We start from the raw sequence: 19,786 nt of genomic DNA on the forward strand, positions 1-19,786 counted from the left end.
CTACCTTCAAGCTTGTATGTGTCAACAAATCAGTTATGTTCATTGGATGGAAGATATTATGAGATGTTGACATTTTCACCTTTGATAGGACTACTATATCTAACTATGTAAAGTTTTGTAACGACATTCAACATTTCTGCATAAATTGTAAAAGTCAGGAAAAATTAATTCCATAAAAAATGATTGCTTAATAGCAAAACAACAGAATAATCTTAAGTTAAGATGATGATTAAAGTCCCAACAAATTTCTAGGCGGTTATTCATGGCACAACTCACAGGATTGACATTTGGAGGTAATACCTGGACACCGAAATTTGCCCAGGAAATTGACCAAGAAAAATGTATAGGATGTGGCAGATGCTTTAAGATATGTGGCCACAATGTACTGGAATTAAGAGCTCTCAATGAAGAAGGAGAATTTGTAGATGATGAAGATGATGATGAAATTGAGCGGAAAGTAATGGTTGTTTCTCACCCAGAAAACTGTATTGGTTGTGAGGCTTGTTCCAGAATATGTCCTAAGAATTGCTACACCCATACTGTATTAGACAATTAAGGTTTTTGGGTTTTGCTTAATGTTGTTTTGGTCATAAAGGTTACTCTGTAAATAAAGCGCGAAGCAAGGTAGTAAGAGGGGAATATTACATCATTGCTGTAACAAGCCACAAGTTTACAGTAAACAGAATTGTAAATCGTTAATTGTTATGATTTGCTAACCAATTCATACTTGCAGGGAAATTAGTCTGATGAATATTCAGATTAGGAGTGTGATTTTGGAGTGCCTGATTTGTGCATTAGAACACATTGACTCATAAAAGTTTCAATAAAATCTTAAGTCTTTGGGGGAAGGATATGAAAATATCTGGAAAATTCCCCCAATTTTTGTCAGGCTGAGATAGAAAGTTAATAAGTGAAAACAAAAAAATCCTTGCCTGTGGGAATGTAGCAACCAGTAGCCAGGAACATGCCAACAATCATAGAAAGGCAAAACCATGAAATTACATTATCTTCTTTGGCTATGGTCATACATCAAAACCTCAGGATGCAATTAATCAGGAGTAAGTAGTGAGGGGTAGGAAAGAGAGAAACTTTTTCCCATACATAGAACCTGATGCCCATGCACTGTTTTTTACATGTCCCAGAAAATTACACCTTTAATGTTAACTGAAAGAGCAGGTAGCCTATATGCAAAAAGTTCCTGTTTCACTGTGGACTTTGGTTGCTGGAATAGTAGTAACAGTAATCAGTATTTGGTTCGGACAAAATCACAATTTATTACCAGTACAAGCATCTGAGCAAGCTGCGGTGGTAGACAGATTTTTCAATGTTATGTTTACCATTGCCATAGCTCTATTTCTGGTAGTAGAAGGAACTATTCTGATTTTTTTATTCAAGTACCGTCGCCGTCAGGGTGATAATACCGATGGAGTACCCTTAGAAGGTAACGTTCCCTTAGAAATTTTTTGGACAGCAATCCCCGCAATGATTGTGATTGCTTTAGGTATCTACAGTGTAGATGTTTACAATCAAATCGGAGGATTTGAACCTGGGAGTCATTTCCATAGTGCTCCTCATGTTAACCATGTCAGTGGAACGGCTCTGGCCGCTACCCTCGATGACACTTTAACACCTGTAGCTACTCCAAACATTGGCATTGGTGGATCTCCCCACCTAGAGAATCAACCAGCAGACTTAGTGGTTGATGTCCAAGGAATGCAGTACGCTTGGATATTTAACTATCCCAATAGCGGAATTACCACTGGAGAATTACACATTCCCGTTGGTGCTGATGTGCAACTGAATCTTTCGGCCCTGGATGTAATTCATTCATTTTGGGTTCCACAATTTCGACTGAAACAAGATGCTATTCCCGGTATGGCTACCGAACTGCGATTTGTCCCTACTAAACCAGGTACATATCCAGTAATTTGTACAGAATTGTGTGGTGGCTATCACGGTTCCATGCGGACAGAGGTAATTGTGCATACTCCAGAAGATTTTGATAGCTGGTTAGCACAAAGCCAGATTGCTCAAAAGCAAGACCTTAATTCACTGGTTGCAGTCAATCCCACTGACTTATCAACATCAGAATTTCTTGCTCCCTATGTTCATGATTTGGGCATAAATGCAGCAACCCTCCTGCAACTTCCAAAACAGTCAAAGTAGTTTGTAACTCAATATTCGTAATGACAAGTAGAATTTCCCTTTACAAATTGCAAATTACAAATTACCCAAAATAGCTTATGACACAAGTAGAATTTCCCTCCAACGGTTCATCCGCAGCCAATCCAGTGGAATTAACCCAAGAGAGTCATCCCCCGGCGTGGAAATGGTACGACTACTTTACATTTAATGTTGACCACAAAGTGATTGGTATCCAATACTTAGTGACAGCATTTGTCTTCTATCTCATTGGTGGACTGATGGCGGTGGCTCTCCGTGTGGAACTAGCAACACCAGACTCAGATTTCCTCGATCCTAATTTGTATAACGCTTTCATGACCAACCACGGGACAATTATGATCTTCCTGTGGATTGTCCCTAGTGCTATTGGGGGATTTGGCAACTATCTGATTCCTTTGATGATTGGCGCTAGGGATATGGCTTTCCCAAAACTAAATGCCATCGCTTTTTGGTTAAACCCACCAGCTGGACTACTGCTTTTAGCTAGTTTTATTTTTGGTGGTTCCCAGTCGGGTTGGACAGCTTATCCACCATTGAGCTTAATTACAGCACCAATAGCTCAAAGCTTTTGGATACTAGCCATCGTTTTGGTGGGAACTTCTTCAATTTTGGGCTCGGTGAACTTTATTATTACCATCCTGATGATGAAGGTTCCCACCATGAAATGGGACCAATTACCCTTGTTTTGTTGGGCTATTTTAGCTACTTCTGTCCTGGCTTTACTGTCCACACCAGTGTTAGCTGCGGGGTTGGTGCTGTTGTTGTTTGACATCAATTTTGGCACATCTTTCTTTAAACCAGATGCAGGCGGTAACGTGGTGATTTACCAACATTTATTCTGGTTCTATTCCCACCCTGCGGTATATCTGATGATTTTGCCTATCTTCGGCATTATGTCAGAAGTAGTACCAGTTCACGCGCGTAAGCCAATTTTTGGTTATAAAGCCATCGCCTACTCTAGTTTAGCTATCTGCGTTGTCGGTTTATTCGTCTGGGTTCACCATATGTTTACTAGTGGTACACCTGGTTGGATGCGGATATTCTTCACCATTTCCACCCTCATCGTCGCCGTACCCACTGGCGTTAAGATTTTCGCCTGGGTTGCTACCCTTTGGGGTGGTAAGATTCGCTTCACCAGTGCCATGCTATTTGCCATTGGTTTGTTATCAATGTTTGTCATGGGTGGCTTGAGTGGCGTAACCTTGGGAACTGCTCCCTTTGATGTCCACGTTCACGACACATATTATGTAGTGGCACATTTCCACTACGTTCTGTTTGGTGGTTCTGTATTTGGTATCTACGCTGCTATTTATCACTGGTTCCCCAAAATGACCGGACGCAAGCTCAATGAAACCTGGGGACGCATTCACTTTGCCCTCACCTTCATCGGTACTAACTTAACTTTCTTACCTATGCACCAGTTAGGTTTACAAGGTATGCCCCGCAGAGTAGCCATGTATGATCCTCAATTTGTTAACCTCAATCAAATTTGTACCTTTGGAGCATTTGTTTTAGGACTTTCAGTTATTCCCTTCACTATTAACATTGTGCAAAGTTGGCGTAAAGGAGAATTAGCCGGTGACAATCCTTGGCAAGCTTTGAGTTTAGAGTGGACAACTAGTTCACCACCTCTAATTGAAAACTGGGATGTATTACCTGTTGTGAACCATGGCCCTTACGAGTACGGTCATAGTGAATTACAACCTGTTGGTACGCCAGAAATTAGCACTTAAGTCAAACAAGTTTAGATTTCTGTTTTTAGAGGGTAAAAACATGACCATAGCTACCACAGCTAAACATCACGAACAACATCACGCAGATTTACGCATCTGGGGATTGTTGACGTTTCTCTGTTCTGAATCATTAATGTTTGGCGGCTTTTTTGCCACTTATTTGTTCTTTCGAGGCATTACAGAAGTTTGGCCTCCAGAAGGAACAGAAGTAGAACTGTTTTTACCCACGATTAACACCATTATTCTGCTATCTAGTAGTTTCGTCATTCATTTAGGTGATGTGGCGATTAAGAAGAATAATGTCAAGGAAATGCGGTTTTGGTATTTTGTTACTGCACTGATGGGGGCAATCTTTTTAGTGGGTCAGGTTTATGAATACATGAATTTAGGGTATGGCCTGACTACTAACGTTTTCTCCAACTGCTTTTATATCATGACTGGTTTCCACGGTTTGCATGTATTTGTGGGGCTGTTATTGATTTTAGGTGTACTGTGGCGATCGCGTCGTCCCGGTCATTATTCTGCCACTAAACATACTGGTATTGCCATGGCAGAAATGTATTGGCACTTCGTAGACATTATCTGGATTGTTCTGTTCACTTTAGTGTACATTTTGACCCTGTTTTAAGGAATCAAGGAGTGGGAATGTTGTCATACATCTTTTACCCCACTCCTTATATTTCTTAATTACGAATTAAGAGTTACAAATTACGAATTATTATGGTTGAACGCAATGGATTTTCATGGTTTCCAGTTCCAGAAGATGTCAAAAATTTATTAATCTTGGCAGTAGAAAACTGGGAAAATACCGCAGCAGCAGAAAAATATATTCACCAAGCCTTAACTAAAGCCGGGGTAAATACAGATATTTTAGTATCAGCATATAGATTTTTTTATTATAAGAATAATTATCCCCTAGCGCTACAAACGGCAATTAAAGTTTTAGATAGGATTAAAGAAGTAGAAAAATTTCCAGATGATTGGGAACAACTCCAGCCCATATTATTACAACGGCAAGAGGAACCACAAATCAGATTGTACTTGAATGCTTATGCCGCCTCTGGATTGGTATTAGCAAAATTAGGGGAAATTGAGCAGGCTAAAGAAATCACTAGTAAAGTCAAACAAATTGACAAACACAATGATTTTGGAGCGGCAATCCTACTGGATATTTTGACACATCGACCCGAGGAAGACGATTAATCAATTCACTATCAAGCATCAACGGCCATGAATAATTTTCCTATTTACCAACCCATTTCGTTATCTGAAAATTCTACCTCCATTGCCCCTGTGCTACCCGCCATACCTATACCTTCTGCACCTAGTATTCTTCCTAATTTTACCCCTCCTAAATTAGTTTTAACCGAGTCTTACAAACTGATGATTTAATCATGAGCAAAGGTCAGGATTGGCTAGTCACTGGAGACGGTAAATATCAGCCTTGTAAATCCCTAAGAACATGGGATTTATTGAAAGAAAATTATCGACTATATCGGTTTTTAACTGAGGTAGAAGATGTCCTCCACGGAGTAGAAGATGAATCCAGTCGTCTACCAGAAATTCGTATGCTTGTCAGACGCTTGATTGTAAATTCCTACTGGGTACAAACTCAATACTTACAACCTTGTGCTCAAAAGGGAAACTCTGTTTTACTCCTATACGATGAATTGGGTTTTCCATTAACTGTGCAAACGGTAACATTTGCACCGGGAAGTCGTTCAACTATTCATAATCATGGAACCTGGGGAGTTGTCGCCGTGTTAAAAGGTCAAGAAAAAAACACTTTTTGGCGACGTATCCACAGCCCTGATTTTCTGGACCAAGTTGCACCTACAGGAGAAATAACTTTATTTCCAGGAGATATTATCAGCTTGACTCCTGATGCAATTCATAGCGTAGAAGCCATAGGTGAAGAACCAACTGTGACTTTTAATGTTTATGGAGAAACTGACCCGGATGAGAGGTTTGAATTTGACTTAGTTACCCATAAGGCTAAAAAGTTTTGATGAGGGGAATGAAGAAGAAAAATGACCATTGAGTAAATTGGGAGTAAGTGCAATGGCTAGAGTGATTTTTTACGAGAAACCTGGTTGTAAAGGTGGTGTTAAGCAAAAAGTCTTGCTAACAGCCGCTGGTCATGAAGTTGTAGTGTATGACCTTCTGAAAGAACCTTGGACTGTTGAGCGCTTGCGGTCATTTTTTGGCCATCGCCCTGTAGCTGAATGGTTTAATCGTTCTGCTCCTAAAATCAAATCTGGTGAGGTAGTTCCAGAAACAATTGATGCACAAACAGCCTTAGAACTAATGCTGCAAGACCCGCTTTTAATTCGCCGTCCTTTATTAGAAGTAGACACTCGGCGTGAGGTAGGTTTTGATGTGGAAACAATAGATGCTTGGATTGGCTTAAAGCCTGTGGATGAATCTTTAAAAGTACTAAGCGAAGGCTTGAGAAGTCAGAATTTACAAGGCTGCGCCCAAGGTCATGGCCATGACCACCATCATCATCAAGGTAGCTGTAACCACTAGAACACAGTAGTATTTTCCTTCACAATTAGCGAAACCCTGATTTAACTTGGTGTTGCTGTAAATCTCAGTTCTACTGCAATTGTTTCAGCAATGCCTTTTTATTATATCTGTTACTTGTGATGGAATCTTGCTAATTCAATGGTTAGATATATTGTTCATTAGTATTTATTGCATTAGTGAGAAGTAATTATACGCATCAAGTTTTAAGGTGAGTTTAGGGTGATTGACACCTCATTAATCAACTCAAAAATTCCAGGATTTACAATAATGTCCATAGAACAACTCACCTTAAACCAAGTAAACCGTGATCTGAAGAATTGTATTCAAAACTGCTTGGATTGCCATAGTATTTGCTTAAATACTGTAACATATTGCCTCAAAGAAGGTGGTGGTCATGCTGAACCCAATCATATCCGGCTCATGCTTGATTGCGCCGAAATTTGCAGTACCAGTGCTAATTTCATGCTCCGAACCTCAGATTTACACACTCGCACCTGCGATGTTTGCGCTCAACTGTGTGAACTTTGTGCCAATGACTGCGACACCATAGGTAGTGATGGTCAGATGAAAGCTTGCGCTGATATGTGCCGTCGTTGTGCTGAATCTTGTCGAAGATTAGCAATGACAACAGCTTAAATGATTGTAGGATAGAGTTAATCAATCATTGTTTCCAGACAAATCTTCAAACATTGGTGTGCTGAGATAACGTTCTCCAAAAGAAGGCTGAATCATGACGATTAATTTATCAGCATTTTCTCGACGTTTACCTACTTGAATTGCAGCACATAAAGCAGCCCCAGAGGATATACCAGATAATAGTCCTTCTTCTTTGGCTAAACGCCGCCCGTAACTCATCGCCTGTTCATCACTGATTTTGATTACTTCATCAATTAATTCCAGACGCAGAACATCTGGGATAAATCCAGCGCCAATACCTTGAATTTTATGAGGCCCGGCTGCACCACCGGAAAGGATAGGACTATTACTTGGTTCCACCGCGATGGCTTGACAACTCCCCTTATATTGTTTTATGACCTCTGCAATACCAGTAATCGTCCCACCAGTCCCCACCCCAGCAACAACAATATCTACTTTTCCATCGGTATCCAACCAAATTTCTTCGGCGGTGGTTTCCCTGTGAATTTTAGGATTGGCTGGGTTGCCAAACTGTTGCAGCATCAAAGCATTGGGGGTATTGGCCACGATAGCTTCAGCTCGATTAATTGCTCCCCGCATTCCCTGTGGCCCCGGTGTTAATTCTAAAGTTGCACCGTAGGCCCTGAGCATAGAGCGTCGTTCTTGGCTCATTGTCTCTGGCATTGTCAAAATTAAACCATAGCCACGGGCTGCTGCTACCATTGCTAAAGCAATGCCTGTATTCCCGGAAGTTGGTTCCACTAAAATAGTTTTTCCTGGCTGAATTAAACCTTCGGCTTCCGCAGCAAGTACCATACTCATGCCAATCCGGTCTTTAACTGACGCTGCTGGGTTCATGCTTTCGAGTTTGACAACTATCCTAGCTGCTACTCCTTCGGTTTGAGGAATTTTATTCAACTGTACTAACGGAGTTCTGCCAATAAGTTCTGTCACATCCTTAGCAATTCTCATAAATTAACTCCTATTTTTCCTGTAAATGTCGATACTATCTACTTTTACGAAATTAAAAAATTGTTTACCTAAATAATTTAGTTAATGCAATTTTCTCATCTATCCTTAACCCATAATGTTTCTGAATTACCATAATCTAGTTCAATAGCTTAAATTTACAGTTTTTGTCTCAGGTAAATTTATTTATCTGTTGTTTACTCAACCACAACCATTGTTAATGTCATTTTTAATAATTTATATTTGGTATAGTAAGCTGCATTTTCTATAAAAAATAATAGATTGTTCTGTTAGTTTAGTATATACTCCCCACATCATCCATTTTATTGAGTACAAGCTTTAAGGGTTAAAAACTAAAATAAAAACTGCCCTCCACCATTGCTCCACAAAGCTTTGACCTTGAGTGCAGAAACACTAATACCCTACCTGAAAAACACTAGTACCCTACCTAAAAAACACTAGTACCCATACTCCAAATAATTTATGTAAGTCTTATGAGATATAAGTTCTAGGCTTTGAGTACAAATTTAATAATTTTAATAATTCTAATTCAGTTAGGTTAAACTCGGATCAACAGGAAGAACTGCTATAAATTTTGTAGGATTTACGCAGAGATTCCCCTCTACCCCCCGAAGTTCCTAGGGTTTTACCCAAAGAACAAGGGGGGACTTCTTAACTCTTGTACTGCTAAAAGTTGTCAAATTTTCAGGTTAGTAAGATGTTAGTCCTAAGTTGATAGTTATAGCTTTTCTAGACCGCTTTTGTGGAAAAATGGATAATGTTTGAATATTTGGCCCTGGAGCTGAATAGTAAGCAATGGTTAATCTTTAGTATCAAACCTGTTATCAATCGAGAATCAAAAAGTAGTTAGGTAAACAGCAACAGAGGTTTCTCTGGGTGCATCATACCTAATGAAGGAGAGCAAATATGAAAGTTAAACTTATAAATGTTCTCGCAGTTTGTTTAGTAACCTTAGTAGTTTTTTCTCCAGTTTTAGTGGTATTTAGCATTGTTTGGGGAAGACATTTAGAGTTCGTTAAAATGCAGAATTTAGTTTGCGAAATCCACAAAGATGCTCTAAATAATTCTGCCTTAATTCTCCAACAAACAGATACAACTTTATCTCCAAATCAGACAATTCAGGAGAAATCTGACCGCAATCTTGTGAACCGATTATTAATTGCTGCCGAAGAATATAAACTTGTTACCATTTTACAATGGTTTGTCTTAATCACCCCAATTTTTGTCGGATTAGGGATTATTGTGTACGACAGATATCTTGTTTATCGTGCTGCAATATTAAAAGAACGAGTTGAAATGTTAGAAAGGCTTTGGCAGCAAAGTATCGAGTAATGAGCACTGCAAATTATACTCATCAACAAAGAAAATCATCATGACAGAACAACGCCAGATCCAATATTTCGATTTGATTGACCAGTTACTTAGATGTCCTAATGGTCAAGAACCAGAAGTTTTAGAAGCTCAACCAGAATTGATTGATGCTGGCTTCGTGGAGACAATGCTGCAAGTAGCCGCTAGTTTTGCACATGGAGGTAATCAAGATGGCGCTCAGTTTTTATTTTTTGTGGCTCGTGAATTAGCAAAGCAACTGGGCTTATATCCTGAACTTCCAAATTCTGATGTTGCAAGTAAGGAGTAAATATGCTGCTAACTGAAACCGACGCCGGACAAATTGCGTTAGAGTTCCTCATGGCAGATTGGAACATCTCAGAAGATCACAGAGAATGGTTTTTTGTCTTCAACTCTCGGCTGATTGGCCAAAGTTGGTACATTGTGGAATTGGGTGTAGAAGGATTTCCTGACCGTTGGTTTATTCAAGTCTATGATACAGGAATGTGTGACCCCAACTATACATTTGTTTCACCTATTCCTGCTTCAGAAGGATTTTTGGATTTTGTAGATGTGCCAGAAATGGTAGCTGAGGTTTTAGTGGCAGAGCGCAAAACTCGTTAATAATTAGGATGCAAAGTTCACAATGTACGTTAATTCAAAATGCAAATTTTGAGTTTCAAATTTAAAACTTTCTATGGAACAGAGAAACTTTCACTAATTGAAATAGCCCCGGTTAAATATGAGGTAATGCTCAAGTAAAGCAAACCTCATTTTTTAATAATAAAAACAAAAAAATCATTTAATTTGTCAGGCTTAAATAACAAATATATGTTATATTAAATAGCGTGATGAACGCTACAGAAATATCAGTTAAAATGATTGCTGAACATATCCTAGCTAAAGAATTCACACGAGTTGTCACTCACTATTACCCAAAACTTGGGGAGTTACTAGACGGATGCCATGTGAAAGTCATCACCTGTTTCTGGGGACGACCAGCTAGACGTTTGCAATATATAGCGATTTATTGCTCGGAAGAAATACTTCCTCATGTGCAAGCCCAAAAAAATGTACTCAGGGAATTAGCAGAAAATATGGGGCTAGTTCAAGTGGTCTGTATGAACGCGAAGCGATTGCTACGGGATCCCATGTCAAAGCTCAAGCATACCAATCCGCGCCTATGGTTGGAATTGCAATGGGTGACAACTTAAAATAGCCATCGCCACCAATGAAAACCGGAATTTTTTGCAATTACGAAAATCATCATCACAATAGCAGTCGCACAATCTTTGAACAAGTCGCTCTAGTACAGCAGGCGGAAACATTAGGTTTTGAGTCAGCTTGGGTGAGTGAACATCATTTCAATGAGTTCAATCTCAGCTCCTCTATGTTGCTGTTGATGGCACACCTAGCAGGGCTGACCTCAACTATTCAATTAGGTACGGCGGCGGTGTTACTGCCATTCCATAACCCAATTCGGACAGCAGAAGATATCGCCACCTTGGATAATTTGTGTAATGGCAGATTGTTATTTGGGGTTGGCAAAGGAGGGCCTTTTCCCCAACATAATAAGCATTTTGGCACACCAATGGCTGAATCTCGCGCCAAAATGTTAGAAGCCATCGCCTTGATTCAAAAGCTCTTATATGAAACTGATGTGTCATTTAAAGGGCAGTATTATCAATGTGATTGCTTGTCAATTTATCCCCAGCCTTTGCAAAATCAAATTCCAGTTTACATAGCCAGCGGTCATGATCAAAGCATAGAATTTGCAGCCCAAAATTCCTTCGGCTTAATGGGGGGACCTCCATTCTCCTTAGAGAGATTGAAAACTACCGTGGCTAAATATCGGGCTTTGAATGCTAGTGGCTCAGAAAAACTTGTATTGGCACGTTTCTTTTATCTTGGTAAAACCAACCATGAAGCAGTGAGTGAGGCATTGCCATTCATTCGCAAATTCAGTAAAAAAATGCAAGCTAACTCAGCTTACATAATGCAGAATAGCTCGAACTCCAATCAAAAGCCATTTGATCGGACAAATATTTGTTTCGATGAAGATTATTTGATTGAGAACTCAATTATTGGTGATGTGAGGACTTGTCGCGACAAAATCAAAAAATTTCAAGACGAGTTAAATCTCGCTACATTAGCACTCAAACCCTCATCTTTTGTTTTGCAAAAAAACTTAGATAGTTTGCAGCGCTACAACGAAGAGGTTCGGAATTATGTCTAAACTACACCTGCTTCCTCCTGATGACTTACCACCCACTGAGGTCACAAAACAGGATGGAATCCTGCATCTGGAGTTCGAGCGATCCACTGGGAGATACTTTTTTCAGGCTTGCGATCGCATTACCCAAGTCCTCTTATCTAAGTGTCAATGGTATCTCACTAAAAATAGCACAACCTTGATGCTAATTATTGATTGCCCTGACATAGTATCTTACTGGCACATAGTGAGTAACATTCCCCAGTTAGGGAATAGACTAGAGAGGTTTACGACTAACGCCAAAATCCGGGTTTATCCTCCATTTGGCAAAGGTACGCCATTTGAAATCAGCGTCAATGAAATTTCGGCTTATCGGGATTGGCTGTAATAGCAAACCCTAATGTCATGTTACCCTTTCCCGCCTTCGGGAAAGGAATTAAAACAGAAATATCTCTGGGAAAATTGCCGTTAAATTGTGCCTAGAAAGCATCAGCTTCATAAAATAGCCTTCATTCCCAATTTTCCCCGAATATCCCCAACTTGTAAATCCCAATATTGGTCCCATTTTTGAGCGATAAACTTATCTGGAGTTTGGCAACCTAAATTGTAACCACGACAAATTTCAGACATTAAATATTTCAAATTATGTGGTTCATAAAGGCTAATCATCACGATACCAAAACTGACAATCATAGCACTGATAGGAATAGGTGTTTGAGCCATAAAAAACGCTTGTAGTGCAATTTCACCAATTGCATCAGTATCAAACCCCGCCACCACATGATAAATATCATGAGTAGTTCTCCAGAGCATCTTGAGGTAGGAGATATCATCAACCACAGGAACTTTCTTGTAGAAATAGGGATTAAAGTCTTGGGACTTAATTTTATGAGCATAAACATGACCTAAAGTACCTTCTGGAAGTTGGCCTAAATCATCCAGATTAAAAGCAGCAGGAAGCCAACGTTCTTTAAACAAATTGCGTACTTCAGGAATTTTTTTCAGTTCATTAACCGCCAACTGTGCCATTTCAGTTTGATCAAGTGCGTCTTCAAAATCAAATACTGCATCAGTGCCACCAGCGTCAATTTTTAAGGTACTAGAGGCGAGAAATTGAATAATGTAAGTCAGGAGTCCTTTGTCGGTGTCACAATTAATTACATTGACCATGGTGATTCTCTGCGTTGCAATATAGTTTTGCTAATTAAAACCTAAAGTGCATTATTTAACCATTGTTTAACATTTATGCCTTCCCAGAAAAAGAACAATATGCACTACTTATTTTTGATAAAAAAAAATCATTTTTTCATGGATCTTAAGAGGGATTGCATAACCTAGTAACTTGTTGTTTATTGAAAGGTTAAATCTGAATAAAAACACTAAAAAATAAAATCAATGGATGAATTAGATACTTAATCAATTAGTAAAAACACGAAAAAACACAGACATATTCCTTTATCTGTGTTCATGTGAATTTAAATTTTATTACTGATATAATTTAGGCAGGTCACTTCAAGAAATTAAAAAGAAGCTGGAATTGACAATTGCGCTACTTTTAGAGATAGCCAACCATACCAACTTTCTAAACCCCTACCAGTAATAGCGGAAACTTGAAAAATTTGAATTAGGGGATTTACCTGTAGGGCATAATCTATACATTTTTGCACATCAAACTGCACGTAAGGCAGCAAATCAATTTTAGTAATAATCATGATGTCACTAGCCCGAAACATATGGGGATATTTAATAGGCTTATCTTCTCCCTCAGTTACAGACAGAATTACCACCTTAGCTTGTTCTCCCAAATCAAACAAAGCCGGACAAACCAAATTACCGACATTTTCAATCATCACCACCGAATTAAGGGGCGGGTTCAATTGCTGTAAACTCCTATCAATCATAGAAGCTTCTAAATGGCAACCAGTGCCTGTATTAATTTGCACAACCTTACAGCCAGTTTCCTTAATTTTTTGGGCATCATTAACTGTTTCTTGGTCTCCTTCAATCACACTAATAGGTAACTGACTGTTTAAATCATTAATAGTCCGGGTTAAAAGAGTTGTTTTTCCCGAACCAGGAGAACTCATTAAATTTAACGCTAAAATATTTCGTCCTTTAAACCAGCCTCGATTTTGGGCTGCTATCAAATTATTTTTCGCTAAAATATCCTCTTCTAAAGATATGGTTGTACGATGGATTTTAGCGTGAACATGAGACACTTCATAATGATTATCATCATGACCATGGGTAATTGCAGTACCATCAGCTAAAGAGTGAGTGTGCTCATGGTGATTATATTCAAGTTTACCTCTGTCTAAATTGGTAATTGTGCTGTCAGCATCATCATAACAACCGCAGGTTACACACATAATTACTCTATTTCTATTTCTTTAATTTTCAGTTCTTCACCAGCTATGAAGTCCAATTGCACACTACCACAGCTACATATACCAAAAGGTTTATCTAAAGGTATTTCTGCACTGCATTCACGACATCGTGCTAAACCAGGAATTTCTCTAATTTCTAATATTGCTCCCACTAAAACTGTACCCTGAGTACAGATATCAAAACAAAATTTGATAGCTTCAGGCAAAATCGCTGAAAGTTTGCCAATTTCTAACACTACACGTTGAACTTTTCCCCCTTGGGCTTGTTCACTAACAATAGCTACAATATTTTGTGTAATTCCTAGTTCGTGCATAGTTATTATGAACATTACTTCTGGTAGTAACCCCGACCATGTGCTGTCCACAGTCTGTAATTGCAACTTTAGTAATATTTCTCCCTTAAGCTGTACTTCACATCCTCGGTATTCAACTCACCCAAAAGCCCAAATGTGGAAAACTTTATTAACTGCATTGTTAAGGATAATTAGTATAAGCTAGCAAAAGTAGGTAATATCAAGACTTTGGTTTATTGCCAAAAAAATTAACAGATTCTAGGTAATTGTTCACCTACTAACATATCCAGAATTCTTTCAGTACCAAAACCTGTGTGTAGTAACACAATACCCGGAGGTGAATCGATAACCTCCCCAATTATACAAGCATCTTTCCCCGCTGCATGTGACTTCATGGCTGATAAAACATTTTCTGCATGGTCACGTGCTACCACTACCACTAATTTACCTTCATTTGCAAAATACAAGGGATCTAACCCCAGTATTTCACAAATTCCTTGGACTTCTGGGCGCACAGGGATAGATTGTTCGTGGACACGAATACCTACATGAGAACTCTGGGCGAATTCATTTAAAACCGTAGCTAAACCGCCTCGTGTAGCATCGCGCATGGCGTGAACTTCAGGACATATACTGAGGATATTAGCAACTAAACTGTGCAACGGTTGACAGTCACTTTGTATATTAGTTTCCAATGCTAACTCTCCACGGGCAATTAAAATTGCTGCTCCATGATTTCCCAATTCGCCATTAATAATTACTACATCTCCCACCTGGATATTATAAGCTGAAACGTTAATCCCTGGAGAAATTACGCCAATACCTGTAGTATTAATAAACAGTTTATCAGCAGCACCACGATGAACAACTTTAGTATCACCTGTAATAATTTGTACATCAGCTTTTTGCGCGGATAGTTTTATACTATTAACAACACGCCGCAAAGTATCCACAGCTAAACCTTCTTCTAAAATAACACTACAAGAGAGATATAAAGGTTTAGCACCACTGACAGCTAAATCATTAACAGTACCATTAACTGCTAATTCACCAATATCACTACCTGGAAAAAATAAAGGGTCTACAACATAAGAGTCTGTAGTAAATGCTAATCTGTCTCCCTGTTGTATGAGACTAGCTAAATTTAAACTCGCTTGGTCTTCCAATGGTGAGAGAATTGGATTATCAAAATTATTCACAAAAATATCTTGAATCAAATCGCGCATAGCTTTACCGCCGCTACCGTGGGCCAGGGTAATATGAGTATCTCTGAGTTTACTAGCCCTGGTTTGTGCGACTTTTTTAAAAAGAGGATTTTGTGTTTTGTGGTGGGAATAAAAAGTCATATTTAAATGAATTGGTAATAATTACAGCACTTTTCAAATAAATAAAGTAGAAACCTTAATATCATAAATCTTGTGGCGTGGCCATCCTGGCCGTCCTTCTGTACCTACTCAGATAAAATGCGCTGTAATATTTCCACTGGCTATTTCTACGGTGATGAATGGCATATATTTTTTCTCCTAATTTGTCTGAGGAAAGTTAGGCATTACTTAGTTTTATTTAGATGAGGCTAGTTCTTGGGCTTTTTTACTAGTTGTAGAATGTCTGCCATATTTGTAATAGGCTGCACATGCACCTTCTGAAGAAACCATGCAGGTTCCTATAGGTGTTTCCGGTGTGCAAGCTGTAGCAAATACTTGACATTGCCAAGGTTTTAACACTCCTTTGAGAATTTCTCCACACTGACAGGCCTTATGGTCAGCTACTTTTAAATTAGGGAGAGTAAATTTCAATTCAGCATCAAATTGAGCATATTCAGGACGGATTTTTAAACCTGAATTAGGTATTTCACCCAAACCACGCCAATCAAAGTTTTCTCGCACTGTAAAAACTTGGTTTATGGCTTGCAATGCTACTGTGTTTCCACCAGGCTCTACTAATCTAGTATATTGATTTTCCACTTCGCAGCGATTTTCTATGAGCTGCTGTAATAGCATCCAAATTGATTGAAGTATATCTAAGGGTTCAAAACCAGAAACCACTATGGGCTTATGATATTTTTGGCAAATAAATTTATATGGTTCTGTACCAATTACCATACTGACATGACCAGGCCCAATAAATCCATCTAGTGGTAAATCGGGATTTTGTAGTAGGGTTTGGAGGGCGGGTATCACCAAGACGTGGTTAGAAAACATACTAAAGTTAGTGATGTTTTCCGCCGCTGCTTGCAAAATGGTCAAAGCGGTACTGGGGGCGGTGGTTTCAAAACCCAAGGCGAAAAAAACAATTTCTTTGTCTGGGTTCTCTCTAGCAATTTGCAAACTATCCAATGGAGAGTAAACCATGCGAATATCTGCACTTGTGGCTTTGGCTTGCAAAAGGCTGGTGTGAGAACCGGGAACTCGCATCGCGTCCCCAAACGTGGCTAAGATAACGTTATGATTTTGGGATATAGCGATGGCATCGTCTAATTTTCCCTTTGGCATGACGCACACTGGACACCCAGGGCCGTGTATCAGTTCTACATTGTGGGGGAGGATTTCTTCGATACCGTATCGAAATATGGAATGGGTATGTCCGCCGCATACTTCCATAATTTTCAGGGGTTTTTTGAGCTGGTGACAAAGCTTGGTGATTTGGTTGCTTAGAGCTAGCGCTTTTTCAGGTACTCGAAATTCGTCAACATATTTCATGGCGGGATTTTGGCTGGGTCTTAAGGTTTTTTGTCAGGAACAGCAAAGAGCGCAAAGTTCACGAAGCCAGAAAAAAGTTTTCTTTATTCATTTTTTCTTTGGACTGTTGCTAGTTCTTTGAGTAGTTGTAATGTTTCCACTGCTTGTTGTTCGTTAATACGATTCATGGCGAAGCCGACGTGTACTAGTACCCAATTTCCAATACATTTTTCTGGGGGATATTCTTCGTTAACTATACAAGCAATATTTACTTGGCGTTTAACTCCAGCAATGTTAACTATAGCTAGTTTATGGTTAATGTCGCTGATTTCTATGATTTGACCGGGGATACCTAAACACATTTTTGTTTTTTTTTCGTAACAAAGAATCACCCAAGCGTAAAAAATCAAGAGCAAGTCAAGAATTAGCAATTACTTGTGCAGCTGTAATCACTGCTTGTCCCAGTGATATATTGCCATCATTAGCAGGAACTAAGTGATGAGTTATTACATTGATTGCTAACTTTTCTAAACCCTGTTTAACTTGTCCTAATAAAATACAGTTTTGAAATACTCCTCCTGTTAATACAACGTGATTAATCAGATTTTCGTGACAAAGATGTTTAACTAAGTTAACAATAGTTTGAGCCAAACTGTGATGAAATTTTGTAGCTATTTCTGATGGAGAAGTCTGTTTTTGCAAGTCCTGAAGCAAGGCTTGCCACATTGGTTTTGAGTCTATATAGTAAATACTATCTAAAAAATTGATTTGAAAAGGATAAATAAGCATTTCTTTATGATTATTTAAGCTCCTAGGTTCCACTAAGGCTTCTAATGCCATTGCAGCTTCTCCTTCATAGCTCAATTCCTCTGGACAAATGCCCATAGCCCCAGCTACCGCATCAAATAATCTCCCTACAGATGAAGCTGGGGGGGAGTTAATTCCTTGTTTTACCAGTTGATTGAGTAAGTTTAATGGTTGTCGCCGTAAAAATTTGATAATTTCTAAATCACTGTATTTTGGTTGGCAATCATCCCAAATATTAGCGCTGAGTAAGTGGGCGTAGGTGTTACGCCAAGGCTGGATAACAGCTTTTTGACCGCCAATTAAAGGTACCGGTTTAAATGTTGCCAATTGTTGAAATTGACGATAATCTGCTAACAGAAATTCTCCTCCCCAAAATTTACCATCTTCCCCATAACCTAATCCATCTAAAGCAATACCTAATATCGGTGGCGAATTAATAGGAATACCATTTTCTGCCATACAAGCAGCAATATGGGCGTGATGATGCTGGATATAATGAAGTTTAATTTTATTAACAGATGCCAGTTCTTTACCAAGTTTTGTAGAAAGATATTCGGGATGTTTATCAATAGCGATGGCATCTGGTTGATGCTCAAATAAATTTAAATATAGATTCAGTGTATCTTGATAACCATGAAAAGCCGCAGCATTTTGTAAATCACCCAAATGTTGAGAAAGAATTGCTTGATGATCCCGCAATAGACAAAAGGTATTTTTTAACTCACTACCCATTGCTAAAATTGGCGTTACTTTCTCAAACCCCACAGGTAACTTAATCGCTTCTGGTGCGTACCCTCTAGCCCGGCGAATCATTTGTACTTGATGATTAATAACTCGTACAACTGAATCATCTACGCGATTAACAATATCCCGATTGTGTAAAAGAAAATAATCCGCTATGTGACCTAATTTTTCTCTGGCTTCTCCATTATCAATACATTGTGGTTCATCAGCAATATTACCGCTGGTTAACACAATCGGGCGATTCATGCGCCGCAGAATTAAATGATGTAAAGGAGTGTAAGGTAACATGAAACCCAGGGTATTTTGCCCCAGTGAAACCGAAGGCGCAATAGCAGACAGAGGTATTATCTCTTCATCTTCCTTCCGTAGTTCCTTTTTTTGTAACAATACAATAGGCCCGGCTGGACTTGCTAATAATTCTTCTTCCCTGGCGTTAATATTACAGTATTGTGCAATTATTGTTATATCCCGCGCCATTAAAGCCAAGGGTTTATGATAACGGCCCTTACGCTGACGTAGCTTCTGCACAGCAGCTTCTTGAGTTGCATCACAAGCTAGATGAATACCACCTAACCCTTTAATAGCCACAATCTCGCCTTTTTGCAACAAAGTACAAACAGCATCCACATCATCCACCATAGAAAACATCGAAGCCGTCACAGGCTTACCATCAGCTCGTTCCAACCAAGCTCTTGGCCCGCAACTATGACAACCTACAGGTTGAGCATGAAAACGCCGATTTTCTATATCGTGATATTCCTGTTGACATTCAGGACAAATAGTAAACGCAGACATACTGGTATTACATCTGTCGTAAGGAATGGCACGAATAATACTGAAGCGGGGGCCGCAATGAGTACAATTAGTAAAAGGGTAACGATAAAAGCGACTAAAAGGGTCAAAAATTTCTTGTTTACACTGGGGACAAATCCCAGCATCAGGGGGAATTTCTGTTGTTACAGAGTTACTAACACTATCAGAAATAACAAAATTATTAAAGTTAAATTCCCCTTGATAACTAGTCCTTGTTAATTCTTGAATTTTTGCCAAAGGTGGACATTCTTTATATAGTTTCTTCACAAAATCTGTTACAGCCGCCCGACTTCCAGAAACGCGAATTAATACACCTTCCCCATCATTAAAAACATCACCATATAACCCGCAAGCCTTAGCCAGACGATAAACAGTAGGACGAAATCCCACACCTTGAACAGTACCACGGACTCTAATTTCTTCCTTTACCACATCTTCCATTCTTCTTTAC

The 19,786-nt window shown here is 39.0% G+C and carries 23 protein-coding genes; 15 read left to right on the plus strand and 8 right to left on the minus strand.

Annotation, left to right across the window (positions count from 1 at the left end; translation table 11 throughout):
* Nucleotides 1-262 precede the first annotated feature (262 nt).
* The 9 genes from fdxB to NWP25_RS13775 all read left to right on the plus strand — a co-directional run bounded on the left by fdxB (nucleotide 263) and on the right by NWP25_RS13775 (nucleotide 7,082).
* Nucleotides 263-556, plus strand: a complete 294-nt coding sequence (gene fdxB, locus NWP25_RS13735) for a ferredoxin III, nif-specific (RefSeq protein ID WP_280652328.1) — start codon at nucleotides 263-265, stop codon at nucleotides 554-556.
* 629 nt (nucleotides 557-1,185) lie between these two features.
* Nucleotides 1,186-2,166 carry a cytochrome c oxidase subunit II gene (locus NWP25_RS13740; protein WP_280652329.1) on the plus strand — a complete coding sequence of 327 codons (981 nt, stop codon included), beginning with the start codon at nucleotides 1,186-1,188 and terminating at the stop codon, nucleotides 2,164-2,166.
* Nucleotides 2,167-2,243: 77 nt separating this feature from the next.
* Nucleotides 2,244-3,917: a cytochrome c oxidase subunit I gene (ctaD, locus tag NWP25_RS13745; RefSeq protein ID WP_280652330.1), complete on the plus strand. Its 1,674-nt coding sequence runs from the start codon at nucleotides 2,244-2,246 to the stop codon at nucleotides 3,915-3,917.
* A gap of 40 nt (nucleotides 3,918-3,957) precedes the next feature.
* Nucleotides 3,958-4,545, plus strand: coding sequence for a cytochrome c oxidase subunit 3 (locus NWP25_RS13750; RefSeq protein ID WP_280652331.1), 588 nt, complete (start codon nucleotides 3,958-3,960; stop codon nucleotides 4,543-4,545).
* 92 nt (nucleotides 4,546-4,637) lie between these two features.
* The gene (locus NWP25_RS13755) at nucleotides 4,638-5,120 is read left to right on the plus strand and encodes a hypothetical protein (RefSeq protein ID WP_280652332.1); all 483 of its coding nucleotides are present in this window, start codon (nucleotides 4,638-4,640) and stop codon (nucleotides 5,118-5,120) included.
* Nucleotides 5,121-5,147: 27 nt separating this feature from the next.
* Nucleotides 5,148-5,309: a hypothetical protein gene (locus NWP25_RS13760; protein ID WP_280699607.1), complete on the plus strand. Its 162-nt coding sequence runs from the start codon at nucleotides 5,148-5,150 to the stop codon at nucleotides 5,307-5,309.
* Nucleotides 5,310-5,311: 2 nt separating this feature from the next.
* Nucleotides 5,312-5,926 (plus strand): cysteine dioxygenase family protein, encoded by a 615-nt coding sequence (locus NWP25_RS13765; RefSeq protein ID WP_280652334.1) that lies wholly within the window; start codon nucleotides 5,312-5,314, stop codon nucleotides 5,924-5,926.
* 52 nt (nucleotides 5,927-5,978) lie between these two features.
* Nucleotides 5,979-6,446, plus strand: coding sequence for an ArsC/Spx/MgsR family protein (locus tag NWP25_RS13770; protein ID WP_280652335.1), 468 nt, complete (start codon nucleotides 5,979-5,981; stop codon nucleotides 6,444-6,446).
* Nucleotides 6,447-6,713: 267 nt separating this feature from the next.
* Nucleotides 6,714-7,082, plus strand: a complete 369-nt coding sequence (locus NWP25_RS13775; protein WP_280652336.1) for a four-helix bundle copper-binding protein — start codon at nucleotides 6,714-6,716, stop codon at nucleotides 7,080-7,082.
* A 21-nt stretch (nucleotides 7,083-7,103) separates the two neighbouring features.
* Here NWP25_RS13775 and cysK read toward each other — a convergent pair whose 3' ends face one another.
* Nucleotides 7,104-8,054 carry a cysteine synthase A gene (cysK, locus tag NWP25_RS13780; RefSeq protein WP_280652337.1) on the minus strand — a complete coding sequence of 317 codons (951 nt, stop codon included), beginning with the start codon at nucleotides 8,052-8,054 and terminating at the stop codon, nucleotides 7,104-7,106.
* A gap of 924 nt (nucleotides 8,055-8,978) precedes the next feature.
* Here cysK and NWP25_RS13785 point away from each other — a divergent pair.
* The 6 genes from NWP25_RS13785 (at nucleotide 8,979) to NWP25_RS13810 (ending at nucleotide 12,001) form a co-directional block, all read left to right on the plus strand.
* Nucleotides 8,979-9,404: a hypothetical protein gene (locus NWP25_RS13785; RefSeq protein ID WP_280657205.1), complete on the plus strand. Its 426-nt coding sequence runs from the start codon at nucleotides 8,979-8,981 to the stop codon at nucleotides 9,402-9,404.
* A gap of 40 nt (nucleotides 9,405-9,444) precedes the next feature.
* Nucleotides 9,445-9,711: a hypothetical protein gene (locus NWP25_RS13790; protein WP_280652339.1), complete on the plus strand. Its 267-nt coding sequence runs from the start codon at nucleotides 9,445-9,447 to the stop codon at nucleotides 9,709-9,711.
* A 2-nt stretch (nucleotides 9,712-9,713) separates the two neighbouring features.
* Nucleotides 9,714-10,025, plus strand: coding sequence for a hypothetical protein (locus NWP25_RS13795; protein ID WP_280652340.1), 312 nt, complete (start codon nucleotides 9,714-9,716; stop codon nucleotides 10,023-10,025).
* A 227-nt stretch (nucleotides 10,026-10,252) separates the two neighbouring features.
* Nucleotides 10,253-10,615, plus strand: a complete 363-nt coding sequence (locus NWP25_RS13800; protein ID WP_280652341.1) for a hypothetical protein — start codon at nucleotides 10,253-10,255, stop codon at nucleotides 10,613-10,615.
* Between the two features lie 17 nt (nucleotides 10,616-10,632).
* Nucleotides 10,633-11,637, plus strand: a complete 1,005-nt coding sequence (locus tag NWP25_RS13805; RefSeq protein ID WP_280652342.1) for an LLM class flavin-dependent oxidoreductase — start codon at nucleotides 10,633-10,635, stop codon at nucleotides 11,635-11,637.
* On the plus strand, nucleotides 11,630-12,001 hold the full coding sequence (locus tag NWP25_RS13810; RefSeq protein ID WP_280652343.1) for a hypothetical protein: 372 nt from the start codon (nucleotides 11,630-11,632) through the stop codon (nucleotides 11,999-12,001). Before NWP25_RS13805 ends, NWP25_RS13810 begins: the two co-directional genes overlap by 8 nt.
* A 107-nt stretch (nucleotides 12,002-12,108) precedes the next feature.
* Here NWP25_RS13810 and NWP25_RS13815 read toward each other — a convergent pair whose 3' ends face one another.
* From NWP25_RS13815 to hypF, 7 genes are all read right to left on the minus strand, one after another.
* Complete coding sequence (locus NWP25_RS13815; protein WP_280652344.1) at nucleotides 12,109-12,783, minus strand: Coq4 family protein; 675 nt, start codon at nucleotides 12,781-12,783, stop codon at nucleotides 12,109-12,111.
* A 350-nt stretch (nucleotides 12,784-13,133) separates the two neighbouring features.
* Nucleotides 13,134-13,982, minus strand: coding sequence for a hydrogenase nickel incorporation protein HypB (hypB, locus tag NWP25_RS13820; protein ID WP_280699609.1), 849 nt, complete (start codon nucleotides 13,980-13,982; stop codon nucleotides 13,134-13,136).
* A gap of 2 nt (nucleotides 13,983-13,984) precedes the next feature.
* The gene (hypA, locus tag NWP25_RS13825; protein ID WP_280652346.1) at nucleotides 13,985-14,314 is read right to left on the minus strand and encodes a hydrogenase maturation nickel metallochaperone HypA; all 330 of its coding nucleotides are present in this window, start codon (nucleotides 14,312-14,314) and stop codon (nucleotides 13,985-13,987) included.
* Between the two features lie 227 nt (nucleotides 14,315-14,541).
* Nucleotides 14,542-15,639 carry a hydrogenase expression/formation protein HypE gene (gene hypE / locus NWP25_RS13830; RefSeq protein ID WP_280652347.1) on the minus strand — a complete coding sequence of 366 codons (1,098 nt, stop codon included), beginning with the start codon at nucleotides 15,637-15,639 and terminating at the stop codon, nucleotides 14,542-14,544.
* 213 nt (nucleotides 15,640-15,852) lie between these two features.
* Nucleotides 15,853-16,992, minus strand: coding sequence for a hydrogenase formation protein HypD (gene hypD / locus NWP25_RS13835; RefSeq protein ID WP_280652348.1), 1,140 nt, complete (start codon nucleotides 16,990-16,992; stop codon nucleotides 15,853-15,855).
* Nucleotides 16,993-17,075: 83 nt separating this feature from the next.
* A complete protein-coding gene (locus NWP25_RS13840; RefSeq protein ID WP_280652349.1) occupies nucleotides 17,076-17,333 on the minus strand; it encodes a HypC/HybG/HupF family hydrogenase formation chaperone in 258 nt (85 codons plus the stop codon).
* Between the two features lie 55 nt (nucleotides 17,334-17,388).
* The gene (gene hypF, locus NWP25_RS13845) at nucleotides 17,389-19,776 is read right to left on the minus strand and encodes a carbamoyltransferase HypF (protein WP_390904314.1); all 2,388 of its coding nucleotides are present in this window, start codon (nucleotides 19,774-19,776) and stop codon (nucleotides 17,389-17,391) included.
* Between the last annotated feature and the right edge of the window lie 10 nt (nucleotides 19,777-19,786).

This window comes from Umezakia ovalisporum Ak1311, assembly GCF_029891685.1.
GTDB lineage: Bacteria > Cyanobacteriota > Cyanobacteriia > Cyanobacteriales > Nostocaceae > Umezakia > Umezakia ovalisporum.